At 62.9% G+C, this 16,769-nt stretch carries 17 protein-coding genes; 16 read left to right on the top strand and 1 reads right to left on the bottom strand.

Going from position 1 to position 16,769, the window contains the following annotated elements; genetic code table 11:
• The 9 genes from HWN72_RS13430 (at position 1) to HWN72_RS13470 (ending at position 12,883) form a co-directional block, all read left to right on the top strand.
• Positions 1 to 489, top strand: a complete 489-nt coding sequence (locus HWN72_RS13430) for a hypothetical protein (RefSeq protein WP_211150449.1) — start codon at positions 1 to 3, stop codon at positions 487 to 489.
• Positions 474 to 947 (top strand): hypothetical protein, encoded by a 474-nt coding sequence (locus tag HWN72_RS13435; RefSeq protein ID WP_211150450.1) that lies wholly within the window; start codon positions 474 to 476, stop codon positions 945 to 947. The genes HWN72_RS13430 and HWN72_RS13435 overlap by 16 nt, the downstream gene beginning before the upstream one ends.
• A gap of 22 nt (positions 948 to 969) precedes the next feature.
• Positions 970 to 3,387: a M23 family metallopeptidase gene (locus tag HWN72_RS13440; RefSeq protein WP_211150451.1), complete on the top strand. Its 2,418-nt coding sequence runs from the start codon at positions 970 to 972 to the stop codon at positions 3,385 to 3,387.
• 15 nt (positions 3,388 to 3,402) lie between these two features.
• Positions 3,403 to 7,113 carry a hypothetical protein gene (locus tag HWN72_RS13445; RefSeq protein WP_211150452.1) on the top strand — a complete coding sequence of 1,237 codons (3,711 nt, stop codon included), beginning with the start codon at positions 3,403 to 3,405 and terminating at the stop codon, positions 7,111 to 7,113.
• A 46-nt stretch (positions 7,114 to 7,159) separates the two neighbouring features.
• Positions 7,160 to 10,021, top strand: coding sequence for a phage tail fiber protein (locus HWN72_RS13450; protein WP_211150453.1), 2,862 nt, complete (start codon positions 7,160 to 7,162; stop codon positions 10,019 to 10,021).
• A gap of 13 nt (positions 10,022 to 10,034) precedes the next feature.
• Positions 10,035 to 10,232 carry a hypothetical protein gene (locus HWN72_RS13455; protein ID WP_211150454.1) on the top strand — a complete coding sequence of 66 codons (198 nt, stop codon included), beginning with the start codon at positions 10,035 to 10,037 and terminating at the stop codon, positions 10,230 to 10,232.
• Positions 10,229 to 10,507: a hypothetical protein gene (locus HWN72_RS13460; protein WP_211150455.1), complete on the top strand. Its 279-nt coding sequence runs from the start codon at positions 10,229 to 10,231 to the stop codon at positions 10,505 to 10,507. The genes HWN72_RS13455 and HWN72_RS13460 overlap by 4 nt, the downstream gene beginning before the upstream one ends.
• A gap of 207 nt (positions 10,508 to 10,714) precedes the next feature.
• Complete coding sequence (terL, locus tag HWN72_RS13465; protein ID WP_289357667.1) at positions 10,715 to 12,415, top strand: phage terminase large subunit; 1,701 nt, start codon at positions 10,715 to 10,717, stop codon at positions 12,413 to 12,415.
• Positions 12,416 to 12,436: 21 nt separating this feature from the next.
• Positions 12,437 to 12,883 carry a lysozyme gene (locus HWN72_RS13470; protein WP_211150456.1) on the top strand — a complete coding sequence of 149 codons (447 nt, stop codon included), beginning with the start codon at positions 12,437 to 12,439 and terminating at the stop codon, positions 12,881 to 12,883.
• Between the two features lie 75 nt (positions 12,884 to 12,958).
• On the opposite strand, the gene HWN72_RS13475 is transcribed toward HWN72_RS13470, so the two are convergent.
• Positions 12,959 to 13,312: a hypothetical protein gene (locus HWN72_RS13475; protein ID WP_211150457.1), complete on the bottom strand. Its 354-nt coding sequence runs from the start codon at positions 13,310 to 13,312 to the stop codon at positions 12,959 to 12,961.
• Positions 13,313 to 14,341: 1,029 nt separating this feature from the next.
• Here HWN72_RS13475 and HWN72_RS13480 point away from each other — a divergent pair.
• The 7 genes from HWN72_RS13480 to HWN72_RS13510 form a co-directional block, all read left to right on the top strand.
• Positions 14,342 to 14,572, top strand: coding sequence for a hypothetical protein (locus HWN72_RS13480; protein ID WP_211150458.1), 231 nt, complete (start codon positions 14,342 to 14,344; stop codon positions 14,570 to 14,572).
• A gap of 87 nt (positions 14,573 to 14,659) precedes the next feature.
• The gene (locus HWN72_RS13485) at positions 14,660 to 14,842 is read left to right on the top strand and encodes a hypothetical protein (protein ID WP_211150459.1); all 183 of its coding nucleotides are present in this window, start codon (positions 14,660 to 14,662) and stop codon (positions 14,840 to 14,842) included.
• Between the two features lie 13 nt (positions 14,843 to 14,855).
• Positions 14,856 to 15,107: a hypothetical protein gene (locus HWN72_RS13490; protein ID WP_211150460.1), complete on the top strand. Its 252-nt coding sequence runs from the start codon at positions 14,856 to 14,858 to the stop codon at positions 15,105 to 15,107.
• A 29-nt stretch (positions 15,108 to 15,136) separates the two neighbouring features.
• The gene (locus HWN72_RS13495; RefSeq protein ID WP_211150461.1) at positions 15,137 to 15,379 is read left to right on the top strand and encodes a hypothetical protein; all 243 of its coding nucleotides are present in this window, start codon (positions 15,137 to 15,139) and stop codon (positions 15,377 to 15,379) included.
• Between the two features lie 102 nt (positions 15,380 to 15,481).
• Positions 15,482 to 15,946, top strand: a complete 465-nt coding sequence (locus tag HWN72_RS13500; protein WP_211150462.1) for a hypothetical protein — start codon at positions 15,482 to 15,484, stop codon at positions 15,944 to 15,946.
• 87 nt (positions 15,947 to 16,033) lie between these two features.
• Entirely contained in the window at positions 16,034 to 16,369 is a 336-nt protein-coding gene (locus HWN72_RS13505; RefSeq protein WP_211150463.1) for a hypothetical protein, read from the top strand.
• A gap of 30 nt (positions 16,370 to 16,399) precedes the next feature.
• The coding region (locus tag HWN72_RS13510) for a hypothetical protein (RefSeq protein WP_211150464.1) at positions 16,400 to 16,769 on the top strand (370 nt) is incomplete at its 3' end.

Here is a 16,769-nt window from a genome sequence, read left to right on the forward strand (position 1 = left end):
ATGGTCCACCCTTTGAATGTGGGGGAGGTTGAGCCCGCGCGGCTCGCCTCCCTCCTGGCCCATATTGCAGCCAACCTGAGAGATCAGGACCGCCTTGAAATGGATGCCATGCACGGCCTAGCGCCGGAGCTGGTGATCCCTCAGGCGGTCCTGATGTCCTCCCACTGCTGGCTTGCGATGGATGGCGAAGAACCGATTGCGGTCTTCGGCGCTGCCCCCATGGCCCTTCCCGGCATCGGCTCCGTTTGGTTCCTCGGGACCGACGGCGTGGCGCGGTGTGGCAGGTCGGTGGCCCGACAGACCGTCCCCCTCCTCGACGTGATGCAGGAGACCTACTCGGTCCTCTGGAACCACATCGACGCGCGCAACACAGTTTCCCTCCGCTGGCTTCGCTGGTGCGGGTTCCGCCTCCTCGGCGAGCACCACCCGCCCTCGGGCCACCTCTTCCACCTCTTTGCAAGGAGTGCCGCACCGTGTGCGACCCTGTAACCGCCGCGATCGTGGTGGGCGTCACTGCTGTCGCCTCGACCGGCTACTCCATTTATGCGCAGGCCAAGTCGGCCAAGGCGCAGACGAAGGCGCTGCGTGAGCAGGAGTCCGCGGCCCGGGAGGAAACCCGCCGGGAGTCTTCGGCGGAAATCTTCGACAGCATGCGGCAGTCCCGCCGTGAGCAAGGGCAGCTCCGAGCGCAGGCCGGCGAGGCGGGTCTCTCTCTGACCTCCGGCAGCGTCGAAGCACTCCTCATGGATAGCGCAATGCAGGGCGAGCTACGGGAGCAGCGCACTCTGGCCAACGCCGAGAGCCGCAACCGATCGAACCAGGCCGAAGCCGCAAGCATCGCCTCCCGTATTTCCAAGCCCTCTGTGCTCGGAGCTGGTCTCCAGCTCGGGGCGTCCGCCGCTTCAGCGTGGTCGGGTGTGCAGGGTGCCAAGATCAAGGCCGGCTAACGGCTGACAAGAAGGACAACCCATGGCTGACCTGTCGAACATCGACCCACGGATCACTCAGCAGGAGCGCGTCACCCGGCGGCGAGATCGTATGTTCTCCCGCCAGAGCGCAGACGCGCCGACCCGCCGCTACCAGCAGGACATGCGCAACGCCTCTCGCGGGAACGGCGGCGCAGGCGAACTGATGCGCGCCCTCGGAATGGTCAAAGACGCGGCTTCCGATTTCCAGCACTACCAAGAAGGACGTGCGGAGAAGCAGAGGGAGGAGGATCAGTCCGCAGCCTTCATCGACGCAGCCACCGGCATGGTCGACGAGGCGCGCATGGCGAAGTCCAAGGCGTACCGCGAAGGTGCCCTCCTTTCCCGCACTCAGGCCGACTGGTCGAGCGGACTGCCGGACCTTGAAAGGGGCCTGCAAGAGCTGATCCAGAACCAGACCGACCCCGACCCCGCCAAGCGCGAGGCTGAGGTGTCGTCCTATCTGGAGCAGTACAACCGCACGTTCGCCGTCGACGAAGAAGGCGGCCTTAAGGACTTCGGATCGCCCGGAGCTAACCGTTGGCTGGCCGAGCAGATGGCAGGTCTCCGCTCCAACGCTATGTCGAAGGCTTCCGGCCTGATCGACAAGCGCATGGGCGAGGAGAGCTTGGCGAATATGGCTACCGTTGTGCGGGGCCAGATCGTCGCCGGACAGGACGTGGATTGGAACAAGGCTCTCGGCCTGCTGCTCCCCTCCGTCGATCCTAAGGCCGGCATGGACGAACTCGTTAAGGCGGCGAAGGGTGCCGTGGGTGAGCTGGAAGGCTCGGACCCCGTCCGTGGACGCCGGATCATCGACGGTCTGCTCGGATGGGCCAAGCAGAGCACTCCCGGCGCGGAAGCGACTCTCCCGAAGCCCATCATCTCGGGGAACTTGTCGGAAGCGATCCGCTTCCGGGTGAAGAACTCAGACGGCAGCGTGTCGACGGTTCGCACAATGAGTATCGGCACCGACAAGGGCGAAGTGCTCATTCCCACGGTAGTTGACGGGAAAGTTGTCTCGGATGAAGTAGCCATCGCTCATTACCGAAAGACCGGTGAGAACTTTGGGACCTTCAGCACTCCCGAGGAGGCGACTTCCTATGCGATGTCGCTTCACGAGAGACACGCAAAGCAGCTCACGCAAGAAAGCTCAGCCCCCACCGGCCTCCTTCAGCCCTTCCAAGGGTTCGTCGCAGGAGAGCGCACGGGGAAGATGGGCGATGCCCGCAGTGGCGGCAGCTCGCACAACGGCGAGGACTTCCCGGTCCCGGTCGGTACGCCAATCACCGCGCCCCTCGGCGGCGAGGTTATCTCATCGATGCGGAATGCTCGGGGCGGTAATCAGGTCCGCGTCCGTCTCGACAACGGAGCCATCGTCGGCTTCGCCCATCTGTCCTCGCGAGAGGTCCAGGTCGGCCAACGTGTCGAGGCCGGGGCTCAGCTCGGGCTCTCGGGAAACACAGGCAAGTCGACTGGCCCTCACGTCCACATGACCATGGAGGTTGGTGGCAAGAAGGTCTCCCCGTCAAGCTACTTCGCGGAGCAGCCTGTGGGAACTCCCGCCACACCCGCCGCCGTCGCCCAAACACCGCTCCCCTCAGAACAGGCCGACGTAGCCGGCGGAGTCCAGCTTACCCCGCCCACCGGAGCCCTCACGCTCTCGGCGGATCAGGTATTGGACCTGCAGGATTTCCGACGGACCTACTCAAACCGGATCGATGCGAAGGTTGAGCGGGACCGGGGAGAGGCGCAGGCCGCAACCTCGGCCGAATACCTCACTCGTCTCGCTGGTGTGGGTGCTTACCCCTCCCCCGTGGAGATCAGGCAGGCCCTTCAGGCCGGCCGCCTCAGTCCTCAGCAGGGCGTCCAGCTCCTCAATATCATCGACAGTGATCGCCGACAGGCGATGTCGGATGCGAGGCAGGCTGCGTCGTGGGCACGGGAAGACACCCGAGAGTCCAAAGAGGACTACCTCAAGGGCCGCATCGGTTCGATCCTCGGGCCGGTCTATGCGGGCCGCTCGACGATCACGGAGGCCACCGGCAAGCTGCTTGAGGTTGCCTCTCGCGAAGCCGACCCGGAAGTCCGGCAGGCCATCCTCAGAGAGGCCGGCGGGGAACTCGGGTCGGTCCAGTCCCTCCGCCTCAAAGGTCCTGAGTACCAGTCCGCAGACACCGACCTCAGCAGTTGGGAGGAGACCTATGCGTCTCAGCTCAGCAAGGTCCGACTACCCCGCGGCATGGATCAGACGAAGGCCCGAGCCCTCATCCGGTCGAAGATGGACACCTTCCGAACTGAACTCGGCCGAGGCAATTGGCCGTCCGACAAGGTCGGCGTCTTCATGAACAGTGCCGAGCGGCGACTCGATCAGTGGTTCACCACCACGTTCCCGCCGAGGCCCGCAGCACCCCGTAAGTAAATCCTAGGAGAGCCCATGCCGAGCAAGACCTTCATGGCGTCCTACGCCGAGGCAGAGGATGCGTCCGAGACCCGCGCCGCTCCCGGCCGAGACATTCGGACAACCCGCATTCATCGCGGAGAAGGCCCTGACACTGCCGGCAGTTTCATGCTTGGCGTGGGCGATACGGTGACCTTCGGCTTCCTCGACGAGGCTGGCGCGTTCGTGGACTCGATCGGTTTGACCGACGGACGCGAGAACGTGTGGAACAGTGATCGCGGCTTTGGGGAAATCCTTGATGCCAACATCGACGCCAACCGTTCGATCCTCCACCAAGCCGAAGAGGAACACGGGACTGCCTACCTAACCGGGCAGCTTGCCGGCGCTCTAGTTCCTGTCGGCAGCAAGCTGGCAGCCGGTAAGGGCATCAAAGGTGCTCTCACTTCCGGCGCCATCATGGGCGGGGCCTACGGGTTCGGCTCGGGCGAGGACGGGCTGGACAACCGCCTTGAAAGTGCAGCGGTCGGCGGCCTCCTCGGGGGTCTCGGCGGCTATGTGCTGGAGGGGATGGTCGTTCCGGCGGGTCGTTGGGGCCTCGACCGTGCCCGTCTGCTCCTTAAGAAGGGCAGCGCGGTTCGCATGGAGGAGGCTCTCATCCCTCCCACCCTCTCCCGCGAAGCTGCTGCCGCAGCCGACAATGTCCGCACCCCGTCTCCCCGACAGGACCCTCTCGGTCTCGACACGTCGGTAAAGCTCGGGGCTCGTGAGAGCGTCTCGGACACCATCGCAGACGGCGCGTTGATTTCCGCACGGGAGTTGCTGGGTGATCCCGGGGCTGCCCGTGCGTCGATCGCCAAGCGCCTAGGCAAGCTGTCTGGCGTGGAGGCTGAGAAGCTCTACAACCGGATCGCACAGGCTGAGGCCGACGGCACGGTCCTGACCGACCCTCACTATCGTTCCCTCCTCGGGATCGACCTGAGCGATACCTCCCTGACAACGGAAGAGGTCATTCAGGCGGCCGAGGCATTCGAATTCGCGACGTCCAAACTGGCCGAGCGGGCGGGCATCAAGCCACGCACCGTTGCTGGCATGGAGTCGGAGGTCGGGAAGGAGCTGAAGAAGGGCGTCACGCTGGGCGATCTTGAGGACGCCTACGACCTGAGCCAGAAGGGCTATGTGAAGGCGCGGATCGCGCAGCACGTGGTCCTCACCACTACCGCCAAGGTCATTCGCCTCCGTACAGAACTCTTGCCGGACGTCCTCAAGGGTGTTGACGGTGCCCGTGACCGGCTCGCGGAAGAACTCACGGACGCGGCCCACCGCTTCACTCTCGCCCGAGGCATCCTGTCCAACGCAGGCCGGACCCTTGGCATCCTATCGCATGGCACCCGAGCCCGGATGGTCGATGTAGCCGATGACATCTTCGAGCTGGAAAGCCGCGAGGCCATTCAGAAGCGCGTCAAGCAATCGCTGGGGGAACTTGGCGATGACGGATTGACGCATCTGCTCAGCCGCATTCGGACCCTGTCGGATAGCGACAAGCTGGCCGATGTCCTGATGAACCCCGCGGAGGCTGCTGCCGTTTCGACATGGCAGCGCACCCTCAACTCGGTTTCCCTGTTCCTCCGCTCCAACGCCCTCACTCCGGCAACCGGCCTGTTCAATACCGTTGGCTTTGTCCTCAATGACTTCTTCCGCAACGACCTGGCTAAGAGCTGGGCCGCGCGCGGATTGGTCAAGGCGGGCCGGGTCGAAGAAGGGCTGGCCCTGAAGCTGGAGCATGAGGCAGGCCGAGCGGTCTATTGGAAGGCGCACAAGGACGGCCTCAAGGCTCTCTTCAAGCGCGTCCAGTGGGAGTTCTGGACTGACGTTGAGCGGATCGCAGGGGTTGGCTGGGGCAACGGCGTCGTCGCTGCCAAGGCTGGACTGAAGCGAACTACGATGATGGCCGACGGCTTCGTACCGCCGGAGCTTCGCGAGTTCTCCGAACGCCTACGATTGAACGTCACCGATACGGCAGAGTTCAACACCCGGATCGACGCAGCACGGACGGAGGCCGGCGATACAGCTTTCGCCAATCTGATCTACCATCTGCAGCGTGCACGGGCCGTGACGGCCAACGTGGTCGACGCGGGCGGCTCCGCCGCCATGAAGCTCTTTACCGGTTCGATCGACGATTGGGGTCGGGAGTTCGTCAAGGTCAAGGAGACCTACTCGCAGGCCACCCGCTTCGCGATCCGCGAGGCTGTGGAGGCACGAGTGCCGCAGGAGAAGTTGACGGAGTACGTCCAGCGCCGCGCAACGGAGCTGTCCGAGCTTCCGACCTCAGACCTCCTGCAGCGTGTTGATGCGGCGCTCGTGGCATCTGACGGCCCTCTGCAGGGTGAAGCTGCGTTCCTCGTTGACCTCCAAAAGCTCGTGGAGAACGAGAGTGAGCGTGTCCTCTTCCTGGATGGCCCACAGTCGGCCCACGGAAAGGCGGCGGCGAACTTCCTTCAGAAGGTCCATCCCGTCCTTACGGCGGTCTTCGTCCCGTTCGTCCGCACGCCAATCCGCCTGTTCGAGCAGGGGGTGGTCAACTACGGCCCCCTCGCCTCCCGCAGTGCGGAAGTGCAGGGTATCCTAGCACGGGGGGCCCGTCCCGGAGCCACGGCCGACGAGAAGCTCGCAGCCAGCCTAGAGCAGGCCCGAGTGGAAATCGGCACGACGGTCTTTCAGATGGGGCTCGCGTTCGGCATGGCCGGCGCCGTGACCGCCACCAACGGCGGCTACGAGAACTCCGGCAACCTCGACGCAGGACCCGCGAACCGGATCAACCTGCCCGGAGGCGGCTTCTTCGAATTCGGCCGCGTCGACCCCTTCGCGTTCACCCTCGGGATGGGCGCAATGGTCGGGCAGGCGTATAAGGCCGGGTACGCGGATGGCACCGAATACGACCAGCACCAAGCCCTCATTACGGGCCTGAGCACGGCCTACCTCGCTGCTCGCGACAGCATCCTCGACAAGTCCTACCTCAAGGGACTGCAGGACCTCATGGAACTGGCTACGGCCGAGAACCTTGAAACTGCCCTCGGAACTCTTGAAAGGACCGCAGGCGGTGCCGTGGGACGCCTTGTCCCCCTCGGCGGCATCTCCCGACAGGTCAACGAGAGCTTCCGGTCGTCCTCCATGGAGGCGGTCGGTTTCATGGATCAGCTCCTCCGTCACATCCCCGGCGCAGGCTGGGGCATGAGTCCCCGGGTTGATCCGCTCGGTGATGAGGTGAAGGGCCGAACCCTCGGGATCAACTTCGGCAACTCCGAGCTGACCGAAGGACAGCCCATGTCGCCTGTGAAGGCGGAGCTGCGCCGGCTGGGGATCGACATCAACACGATCCGCAAGTCTGACCCCGACGGGTTCAACCTGACCAGCGAGGAGCTTTCGGAGGTCCGGCGGGTGCGGGGGAAGGAAGCGGTGAATGACCGCGGCCAGACCATGGAGGAAGCGCTTTCTGAGCTGTTCTCTGACCCGCGGTTTCAGTCCCTACCCTCGAAGGACCAAAAGCGCTCCGAGGTGGTCGACACCATGCGCGAATTCAACAAGCCCGCGTGGGCGATCCTGGCCGAGCGAAGCCCCGGCTTCGCCTCAAAGCAAACCTACACCAAATCGCTGGCCGACTACATGGCGCAGGGCATGGCCCGACGTGATGCAGAAGGCATGGCGAGAGAAGACGTGGCGGCCGACGGCCTGCCTGATCCTGACCTGTAAGCGGGGCTCCTGACGGGGCCTCGCGGTCTCCCAAGGAAGTCCCCACATGTCCACTATCTCGCCGTACACGGGCGACGGCGTAACGCGCCATTTCAACATCACGTTCGACTACCGACAGACGGAGACGATCCGCGCACGAGTTAACGGCGTAGACGTCCCTTCGGTCCTCTCTACAGGTTCGCAAATCGAACTTGAAATGGCGCCGCGCCCGGGCGACTACATCGAAGTGTATCGACACACTGATGTGTCGGAGCCTGAGATCACCTTCGCCGACAGTCAAATCGTCCGAGGAGCCGACCTGAACAATGCTTCCAGCCAGCCGCGCGATCGTGCGGAAGAGTTGGGGGATGAGGTAGGTACGCTCCGCAGTCGGTCGCTAACAGTGCCCTTCGGCGTCGTGGCCCCTCCGGTGGATGATTTGTCTGACGCTGACGGCAAGGTCCTCGCGGTCGTGGCAGGTAAAATCGTTGCGATCGAGAACGACCTCGCAACCGCAGAGGACGCTGTCGCTGCCGCAGAGGGAGCCCTCGCCGTCACGGAGGCTCTCAGGGATGAGACTGCGGCCATTCGGACAGTCGCGGGAGAGCATGAGAGGCTCGCGGGCGAGTCGGCAGCAGCCTCCAATATCTCGGCTCAAACGGCGGCTCTCCGCGCAACGGACGCAAGTGGTAAGTCCGCTGAAGCCGCGCTCTATGCTGCTGCAGCGCAGGCGTCGGTGAGCGGGTGGCTCTATGCCTCCACTGCAGCCGGCGTGGCCGCGAGAGCGGAGGGTGAGCCCTTCCTCGTACAAGGCGCAAGCGGTGGTTCGATATACGCCACCCTCTACCGCAAAGTCAGTGCCGCTGCGGCGGCACAGGGACTTGAGCTTGCCTCGAAGAAGGCTCTCGACGACGCAGTTGCGGCAGTTCCGCTGGCTACTCCTGTGTTCTGGAACTCGGCGCTCGATGATGGCCCAACACGCCCCTTCGATGGCGGCCTGCAGCGCATCACTACGCGTGAGGCGACGTCAGATACGGTATTCGTTAACGCTGGCTTCAACTACGTTATTCCGGTTGCGGCCGGTGCGCGCCAAGCGATCGAGCAGCAGTTCGACAAGCAAGTAGCGCCGGGTGACTGGATTGCAGTCTCGTGCGTTGTCGCCACTTCTGTTGCAGGACAGTGGCCGGCTTCCTCACCCGCTTCGAATTGTGCTCTGACGATTGGCGGAGGTAACGGTTTTGCTTCGCAGCTTACGTTCGCACTGAGCTACGAGGACATTGACACCACCCACCGTCGCTACTTTTTGATCGTTCAAAACGGTCTTGCTGTGGCCTCGGGGCGGATGTTCATCGCTTTCGTAGCTCCTGCAGGGGCGGCGCTGAAGCTCGGCGGGTTTGCCATTGCTACCTCGCAGAAACGCCCTCTCGGCGTCGATTGGCACAACCGCGACCCGCACGGGGTCGGCGGCCTCGCGGCTAAGGTGCAGAACATCCTTCCCACGATTTTCCTTAACAGCAACTTCGTGCCGGGTATTCCGCTCCCGCCAAGCCCATTCGCCGATGTCCCGGCTGTTGAAGGCACGGTCGACCCTGTATTCAACCAGTATAATTACACGCGATGTGCTCGGCTCGACGCGGGCGTAGTAAACACCATCGGGCTCGACTTCCCCCGCAACGTAAACCCAGGCGACTACGTAGCTTTCGCAGTCCTCGTCTCTACGTCGGTAGCAGGTCAGTGGCCTGTTGCGGCGAGCAATCGACAGGCTGCGCTAGGCCGCAACAGCGGCGGCGGGTCTTGGTCTCAGGGCCAGTACACGGCCATGAGCTTCAAGGACATTGATAGCACGCACCGGCTCTACTACCTCGTCGCGAGGAACAACCTCACGCAGGACGGCATTGCCCGCCGCGCTGAGAGAGGCTTCGTTCAACTTCGCAATGACACTGCCTCGGCGACCCTGAGGTATTGCGGTGTGTCGATCGCTTTCAGCGAGAGGCAGCCAGACGGAGTCGATTATTCCAATCCCGACCCGTTTGGGATTGGGGCGCTGGCTGCCGCAGTTGCGGCCGGCGGCGGAGGCGGTCCCGTCAACGTTATCGGCGACAGCCTTGCTGCTGCGCTGGTGGGGCCCTTGGCAACAGCCACCGGCCGCACCGTAGTGAACCTTTCGTTGGGCGGAAGGACCTCGGCGCAGTGCCTCAAGGAACTCGTAGGGGTTACGGCGCGAGTAGCCGGTGGGGTCATCAACAGCGGAGCAAATGTCGTCACGCACCTCGACGGAAATCCCGTTGCGAGCAGTACGACAATTGATCCGTGGATGTGGCTGTCCACGCCCTCCACGACGGCAGACGTCACCCGGCCTGTCTGGTTCGGGTCGGTGCGGGGTATCCTCCGCAGGTCTCAAATCAGCGGAGTGGAGCGTTACACATTCACTCCGGAGTCGGGCCAGATCGTTGGTAAGGCGTTCCCCGACGATACGCCTATCACCCCGATCGTGAACTTGAGCTACCCCTCTGTCATCTCGGCGGGGCGGAACAACTTCTACGTAAGCGGCTCGCGAACGGACTTCGGGCCAGACGCGGTTGTTCAGGACGTGACCACGATGATCCGGCTGCTTCCAAAGTCGATCCTCCTGACGATCCCAAACTCTGCCTCCGAAGGCACGTCCAGTGGGAACTATGCCACGATCCGTACGGTAAACCAGCGCACTGCAAAGTTGCTTGGAACCCGGCAGCTCGACAGTGTTCGCAGGGTCAAGGACACGGCCATGGAAAGGCTTGGCCTAACCCCGACCACCGATGAGCAGGCCCAAATAGCGAACGACGTGGCCCCCGCGCGTCTGCAACCGGACGGCCTGCACTGGTCCGCCTCAGTCCAGGCACTGATCGCCGCCGATGCACAGACCCGCTTCGTTGAGGTCGGGTTCACTTAAAGGAGACCAAGGCGTGAGCCTTTCCATTACCAGCGCCGACCTTCTCGCCGCTGCCGGCAAGGCTTCGCCGCCCCTCGCTGTCACCAGCGCGGCAGCGGTGGGGCTGACGCTTAACGAGTGGATGATCGTCTGCACCATCGTCTATACGATCCTACAGGCGGCCATCCTCATCTATAAGTTCGTCCGCGATTTCCGAAAGGACGCTGCATGAGTCGCGCCTCCGGCGACGTCCTCGACATGCTGCACGCACTCGTGGCCGGGTCACTCTCTGACGAGCTGGCCCGAGCTGCGCAGCGCGCCGCTCTCCCGCGGGACGACGAGAACTATGCCCCGCTTAACCCTCAGCTTATCGATAAGGCGCTGAAGTTCCTGAAGGACAACGGTGTCGATGCCCCGGCCAAGTCGGCGCGGGTGGATACGCTGGCAGCAACCTTGGGGGAGCTGGACCTAGACGACGTAGGACACGAGATCAGGACCTCTCACTGAGGTCGTCTCGCTTCTTGCTGAGCCACCAAATCCTCTCCCGCCGAACTCCCTCAGCGATCCCTTCCTTGAAGCCATCATCGTACCCGACCTTGTAGCCTAAACGGCAGAGGTAAGCCCCGACGGCGAGTAGCACGAGGATCACGAGATCGCGTGTGTGCATGTACCAAGCTCCGTCTTCCCTAAGGACACCTGCTGACCTCTAAAGACATCCTCCAAGGGAGCTTCCTAAAGTTCCTTTGGTATGTCTGGAAGCACGTTCTGCTCCTGCCGGAGCCCACGCGCATCCAGCTAGACATCGCGCGGTATCTGGTGACCGGCCCACGGCGGCGGTTCATTCAGGCGTTTCGCGGTGTCGGTAAGACCTTCATCACGGCGGCCTACGTTGTCTGGCGGCTGTGGAAGAACCCTGACCTCAAGATCGCGATCGTCTCCGCCAACGAGACCCTCGCTTCCGAAATCACGCAGTTCATCAAGCAGATCATCGACGCCCCTGAAGGCGACGACCTGTGGTCCGAGCTGCGCCCCCGTACCGGTCAGCGGCAGTCCGCCCTCGCATTCGACGTGGGCGCCGCCAAGCCCGACAAGTCCCCGTCGGTCAAAGCTATGTCGATCGTCGGGCAGCTCACGGGCTCCCGCGCCGACCTCACCATCTCCGATGACGTCGAAGTTCCGAAGAACTCGGAAACCGAGACGATGCGCGAGAAGCTGTCCGCCAAGACCACCGAGTACGCGGCTATCACGAAGCCCGAGGGCGAGATCGTCTACCTCGGAACTCCTCAGTCCGAGCAGTCGATTTACCGGGGCCTCCCGGAGCGCGGCTACGATGTCCGCATCTGGCCCGCGCGCTACCCGCTGTTGGATAAGCTGAGGAACTACGGCGATTTCCTGGCGCCGATCCTTAAGGCCGACATTGAGGCTGACCCTACACTGGTCCAGCCCCGCGGTTCCTCCTTAGGAGGCGCCCCGACGGACCCGAAGCGCTTCCACGACCTCGACCTGATCGAGCGTGAGAACGACTACCGCGCCGCCGGCTTCCTCCTGCAGTTCCAGCTCGACACCTCGCTCTCGGACGCCGAGCGCTTCCCGCTCAAGACTCGAGACCTCATGTGTCTCGATCTTGACCAGAAGGTCGCCCCTGCCCGCCTCGTGTGGGGTTCGGGACCGGAGCAGGTCATCAAGGACTTCGAGAACGTCGGCTTCGACGGCGACCGCCTCTACCGCCCTATGCACATCGGAGGGGAGTTCCTTCCCTACGGCGCCAGTGCCATGCACATCGACCCTTCCGGTCGCGGCCGAGATCGAACCACCTACTGTGTCACCAAGTTCCTCGCTGGGTACGTCTTCGTGACGGCTTGGGGCGGCTTTCAGGACGGCTATGGCGATCCAACGCTGGAGGCCCTTGCCCGTATCTCGAAGGAGCAGGCGGTCAACCTGATCGTCCCCGAGGACAACTTCGGGGACGGCATGTTCGGCAAGCTGCTCGAAACCCACGTCAACCGCGTCCGGCCCTGCCGCGTGGAAGGCATGAAGGTCCACGGCATGAAGGAGGAGCGGATCGTCCGATCCCTCGAACCCATCATGCGCCAGCACCGCCTGGTGTTCGACCTCGGCGTCCTGCGGGAGGACCTGAAGAACCCTTCGTCGATCCACCGAGGGCTGTTCCAGCTCACCCATATGTCGGCCGTCCGCGGCGCCCTGAAGCATGACGACATGGTCGACGTGCTCTCCATGGCTGTCTCGCATTGGTCCGACTACCTCAACGCCGATGCCATCAAGGCCGAAGAAGACCGGAAGCGGAAAGCGGAGGAAGAGTGGATGCGCTCCTTCTTCTCCCACACCGTCATGGGCAAGGTCGGCCGCCCCGCCCGGGGTGTCGCTGGCCGTCGTGGCCAAGGGCGTCGGTCCTGATCCTCCTTGAAGGAGACTGCCATGCGCAGGACCATCAACTCGGCCGGCAAGGCCATCGTAAAGCTCGCTGAGGGCCTCCGCCTCGTGGCTTATCTCTGCCCCGCGAATGTCTGGACGATCGGCTTCGGCTCGACCGAGGGCGTCCGCAAGGGCATGAAGATCACCAAGGAAGAGGCGGAGGTCCTCCTCGACAAGGACCTTGAGACCTTCGAGCGCGCCGTGGAGAAGCTGGTCCCTACCAGCACCACGGCCAACGAATTCTCCGCAATGGTCTCCCTCGCCTACAACATTGGCGTGGCGAACTTTAAGGGGTCCTCGGTACTCCGCGGGCATCTGGCCGGGAACAAGAAGGGAGCTGCCGCCTCCTTCACTCTATGGAACAAAGCTCGGGTGAAGGGGGTCCTGACGGTCCTCCCCGGGCTCGTCAAACGACGGGCCGAAGAGGCCAAGCTCTATTTGACTCCCTGAGCCCCTCTCAGCGCTTCTGAGCCCTCCCCGCACACTGACACCGGGGAGGGTCTTGGGGGAGTCCTGAGGGGCGTCCTAGGGCTTTCTGGAGGATGTCTTTGCCCGGGCCTGTAAGACCGCAGCAAAGGCAAGCGACCTCACGCCCTCGACCACGTTGTCCGTTCCGACATCGGCGAACTCCTTGGGCGTCATCCTCAAGATTCCCCCTTGGATTTCCTTCTCCTTCTCGGAGGCGAACCGGAAGAGGGCTAGCTTGACGTCTACCCGCTCTCCGTCGCAGAGGCCCTCGGCCGTCCGGACGATCACCTCCGCACTGTCCGGCCCTGTCGCCCACTCCGTTGCCTTCGGCACGACACAGTCCCGATAGGCGTCCTTCGAGACGTTGGGGTCCACGGTAGCTGCTGCAAGGATGAGAGGTAGGAGGATCATGAGGGAGGGATATCCCACACCTCTCCTCCCGTCCATCCTGAGCACAGCATAAGGATCACCCTAAGGTACTCCTAAGGTTACTTCCTTCCATATATCCTTCCCCCAAGGGTGAGTGCTAATTGGGGGTCTTCAGCAAGGCGTTAGTTTTGCTGCAAAATTCCGAAGTGCCATACGCACCCGACAGCAGCCGGCGCTACCCCCCGTGGGGGCCTGCCGTCGAGGCACTGCCTGGCATCGCCCGGTGCCCCTTCGCTCTCCACCCTGAGCACACCCTACATGGCATGATATGGGCGCACCTTATGGCGTACCCTCGGCAATCCGTGGCATCGGTGGAGTATAGGGGACTACTCGACCACGGCATGTCAGCCTGAGGAGGGCCTGAGGGCGTGGTGCTGGTGGTGTGTGCGCCCTTGCTTCCGCTTTGCCCTGCTTTTTTCATCCAGCCCACAACACTCCCGCAGCCCTCCCGCCGTTCTCCTGAGGCACTCCTGTGGTCCATCCTGAGGCCCTCCCACATCCCCTAACCTGAGGACGATGGCTAGAAGCCCTCCAGTTTGCCCTAGGAGAGTCGCTGAGAGTCTTTCCGGTCCTGAGGTGGGTAAGGGTGGCTCTCCACGGCCTGCCCTGCTCCTGAGGCTTCCCTGAGATCGTCCTGAGGATCGCCTGAGGCCCTGCACTTTTGGGCTACTTCCATTTTTATTTCGTCTTGTGGAACTTTTCCGCTTGCAGGATCATTTCACTTCCACTAGATGGATCAAACCGGAAGGGACACCAACCGGGAAATCGCGGCTCCGATAGCCGCAGCGGGGCAACCCGCAGGAGCATCCCAAAGGTCGAGAGGCCGAGCCAAGGGACTGGAGCCCGGGGAGAACCCGACGAGGCCGAGGCTTCTATCGAGTATGAGGGGGGTCCGCTCTCCTCCTGCTTGATTGCTTTAGCGTGACCCCCAACTCTCCTGACCCGATCGAGAGAACGCTAGGGCAATCAAGCAGCTAGCCTATACCAGTTCCACTAGAAGGATGTTCAATTATGGCGAAGGCACCGACGGATGCACAGGTCCGCGAATATATCACTGGCTACTATGAGAGCCGGGAGGACCTTGAGCGGTTCAAGATCAAGAGCATCGGCAGCAGCCGTGAAGGCCCTGAGTGCCGAGACGTATCGGTCTACACCGAGTGGGGTGGTTCCGATCCCTTTGTGGAGACCTGCACTTGGACCGTGTGGGTCGAGACCGATGGCACGGTCTACGGCGAACACTAACATTTCCACTAGAGGGGAGTTCACGCTTCCCTCCGGTATCCTGAGGATCGCCTAGCGCGGTCTTCTGGCAACTGAGGAGTGATCGCAATGCCGCACAACATTGAACGGAGCGCCTTCCGTAAGGGCGAATATGTGGGCTGGGATGCTGAGGGAGGGCTGTGGAACATCAAGCGGCATCCCGGCGGGTATTGGTATGCCACCGAGCGCGCCGGACACGGCACACTGACCGGCGACACCCTCCGCGCTTTGTCCACCAAACTCGCAGCCTGAGGAGCAACCTGCCATGCGCCGACAGAGCGTCGAACTGACAGCCGACACCATCCAGCGCACCCGCGCGCACTTCGCGGAAATCTGCCGGGGTTGCATTCAAGAGGCTCAAGAGGGGAAGGTCTATGTGAATGACTTGGCCCACTACATTCGATGGCAGACCGATAGCGAGGCTGAGTTTCTCGCCGGGCGCTGGGACCACACCTTTACGTTCCTGCAACGGGCTCACTGGCTGCAAACCGGCGAGTGCGTCGCGCTGCTTTCCTAACATTTCCACTAGATAGAGGAGTGAAAGCGATGCCCCGTTTTTCCGTTCCCATGACGATCCTCGTTACCCTTGAAATCGATGCACCGGACCAGCGCTCTGCAATTGAGGAGGCTATCCGCTTCAAGGAGGCGGTTGAGCCTTCGCAAGAACTCCTCGACGGATGGAGCTCGGTCTCCGCCAGCCACCCTGTGTGGCCGACAGCCATCCACCGTGTCGCTGAATTCTCCCTTGAGGACGTCGGAAGCGAGGCGGTGCAGGAAATCGACGGCTAACCCTTCCACTAGCGCGAACACCTGAGCGGGGCCTCACAGTCCCGCCAGTTTCCCGAGGGGCTCGCAAGGGCTCCTCCGATAACTGCAAGAGGATTTGACCTTATGGCCTTCACTCAAACCTATGACCGCCTGCATGTGGCCTGCCTGACGAAAGATCAGCATCGGCAGACGTGCGGCTATTGGTACACGGTCACTAGCAACTCGACGCCCCACACGGCCTTCAGGACCCCCGCAGCGCTCCTGCGGTGGCTTGAGGATCGCGGGCTTTCGCTTGCCTCGCCGCTTCCCGAAGACTGTGGAGTTCACGCCTCTATCAGCATCGACGGCGCGTACCGCACGGCGTCCCACATGTCCTACGATGAGTTTTACAGGACCGGAGGCTTTCACACCCGCCTCATGGACAACGCACGTTACACAAGGGCCATCATCTCCGAGGACGCGGACGGCCTTCGCACGGTCCATCACCTCAACTGCAACTGCCGAGAGCGGCCTGCATATGGCCACGAGGAAAGCCGCCAGCTTGAGGACATGGGAGCGCCTCCCTTCGCGTTCTATCCTGAAGCCTGACAGGTCCGCGAGAGCGCCGGGGGTTGTCCTCCGGCTCTCCTATCGGCCCTGCCGAATCACTCATCACTTCCCTTAGGGAGACATTCAATGCGCCAGAGCATCACCACGCGCTACCTAGGCCCGACCAACAGCCGGGGCAGCAGGATCAAGGCGACCGCCCGAAAGGCATCCCACGGCCTCCCCGCACAGGCCCTCACTGTGCCCTACGGATACGGCAGCACCGATGAGGAGCATTGCAAGGGCGCAAAGGCCCTCGCCGACAAGCTCGGCTGGTCCGGCCTGTGGGTCGGCGGCGGGAACGTCGACGAGAACGGCTATGTCTATGTGAACATCGCCAACCCCGAAAGCTGGGGCCTGATGGCCTCTAGCGGGTCGCTGGGCGTCGAGGGCCGCGACTGGTTCCACATTTCATCTAACAACTGAACTTCCACTAGAGAGAGAATGGAGTATCTTATGACCAGCATTATCAAGCTCGATACGCCCGCCTACGTCCTTCGCACCTGTCTTGCGGACATGCGCGCGCCGTCTCCTCACGCGAAGGGCTTCACATGGCCTGAGTCCGGTCACGTGATCGCCCCCGACTTCCGCGACGATACGAGGTGCGGCGGCGGCCTGCACGGCGCCCTTTGGGGTGCTGGGGATGCCAGCCTGTTCACTTGGTCCGCGGACGCGAAGTGGCTGGTGGTCGAGGTGGACCACTACGTCGAGTTGGACGGGAAGGTGAAGTTCCGCGAGGGCAACGTGGTCCACTGCGGCGACAAGGCTAGCGCCACCGGGTTCCTGCACAGCAAGTCCAACACCGCTGCGATCATCGGCCTGACGG

The sequence above is a fragment of the Novosphingobium sp. HR1a genome, assembly GCF_015594425.1.
Classification (GTDB): domain Bacteria; phylum Pseudomonadota; class Alphaproteobacteria; order Sphingomonadales; family Sphingomonadaceae; genus Novosphingobium; species Novosphingobium resinovorum_A.

Bases quoted from the DNA above. Each gene is read 5' to 3' on its own strand.
- HWN72_RS13430 (WP_211150449.1), top strand. From the start codon at position 1: ATGGTCCACCCTTTGAATGTGGGGGAGGTTGAGCCCGCGCGGCTCGCC.
- HWN72_RS13440 (WP_211150451.1), top strand. From the start codon at position 970: ATGGCTGACCTGTCGAACATCGACCCACGGATCACTCAGCAGGAGCGC.
- HWN72_RS13445 (WP_211150452.1), top strand. From the start codon at position 3,403: ATGCCGAGCAAGACCTTCATGGCGTCCTACGCCGAGGCAGAGGATGCG.
- HWN72_RS13450 (WP_211150453.1), top strand. From the start codon at position 7,160: ATGTCCACTATCTCGCCGTACACGGGCGACGGCGTAACGCGCCATTTC.
- HWN72_RS13460 (WP_211150455.1), top strand. From the start codon at position 10,229: ATGAGTCGCGCCTCCGGCGACGTCCTCGACATGCTGCACGCACTCGTG.
- HWN72_RS13470 (WP_211150456.1), top strand. From the start codon at position 12,437: ATGCGCAGGACCATCAACTCGGCCGGCAAGGCCATCGTAAAGCTCGCT.
- HWN72_RS13475 (WP_211150457.1), bottom strand. From the start codon at position 13,312: ATGATCCTCCTACCTCTCATCCTTGCAGCAGCTACCGTGGACCCCAAC.
- HWN72_RS13480 (WP_211150458.1), top strand. From the start codon at position 14,342: ATGGCGAAGGCACCGACGGATGCACAGGTCCGCGAATATATCACTGGC.
- HWN72_RS13485 (WP_211150459.1), top strand. From the start codon at position 14,660: ATGCCGCACAACATTGAACGGAGCGCCTTCCGTAAGGGCGAATATGTG.
- HWN72_RS13490 (WP_211150460.1), top strand. From the start codon at position 14,856: ATGCGCCGACAGAGCGTCGAACTGACAGCCGACACCATCCAGCGCACC.
- HWN72_RS13495 (WP_211150461.1), top strand. From the start codon at position 15,137: ATGCCCCGTTTTTCCGTTCCCATGACGATCCTCGTTACCCTTGAAATC.
- HWN72_RS13500 (WP_211150462.1), top strand. From the start codon at position 15,482: ATGGCCTTCACTCAAACCTATGACCGCCTGCATGTGGCCTGCCTGACG.
- HWN72_RS13505 (WP_211150463.1), top strand. From the start codon at position 16,034: ATGCGCCAGAGCATCACCACGCGCTACCTAGGCCCGACCAACAGCCGG.